Here is a 758-nt window from a genome sequence, read left to right as displayed (position 1 = left end):
ATCACCGCGCTCGATGCCGCAGGAGCTCAAGTCGCCTTTGAGACGTACTACTCTATCGGTGGTGGTTTTATTGCGACAGCGGCAGAGCTCGAACATGGCGGCCAACAAGCCAGCGCAGAAGTACCTTTCCCTTTTTCATCCGCAGACGAAATGTTGGAAAAAGCAGAGAAAAATGGCCTCAGCCTTGGTGGCATGATCCTGCAAAATGAGCTGGCATTTCGAGAGCAAGAAGAAATTGACCAAAGAGCTGAACAAATTTGGAAAGTGATGTCACTGTGTATGCAGCGTGGTTTCGATACTGAAGGGATCCTTGAAGGGGGCTTGAACGTCACTCGCCGAGCTCCGAATCTGTTGAAAAAACTAGAAGCGAATGCAGCAGTAGAAAATGATCCAATGGAGATCATGGACTGGATTAACTTGTTTGCCTTTGCGGTCAGCGAAGAGAACGCGGCAGGCGGGCAAGTCGTCACATCACCAACTAACGGTGCCGCAGGCGTTATCCCAGCAGTATTGATGTACTACCATCGATTCATCAAAGAGCTGGACCTTAAGCAATTAAAAGACTTTCTCGCCGTTGCTGGAGCGATTGGTATTTTATACAAAACCAACGCGTCCATTTCTGGGGCGGAAGTCGGCTGTCAAGGTGAGGTGGGAGTTTCCTCTTCTATGGCTGCGGCTGGCCTAACCGCCTTGCGAGGAGGCAGCAACGAGCAAATTTGTATCGCAGCTGAAATTGCAATGGAACACTCTCTCGGTAT

The 758-nt window shown here is 49.9% G+C and carries 1 protein-coding gene; it reads left to right on the top strand.

The genetic code is table 11. The features are described 5' to 3' along the window. Nucleotides 1-758, top strand: a 758-nt coding sequence (locus tag R8O11_RS27130) for an L-serine ammonia-lyase, iron-sulfur-dependent, subunit alpha (RefSeq protein WP_318194862.1), incomplete at both ends; no start/stop codon positions are given.

The organism is Vibrio sp. 1288, from assembly GCF_033344475.1.
The sequence above is the reverse complement of the archived record's forward strand: the minus strand, read 5'-3'. Positions and strand labels throughout refer to the sequence as shown.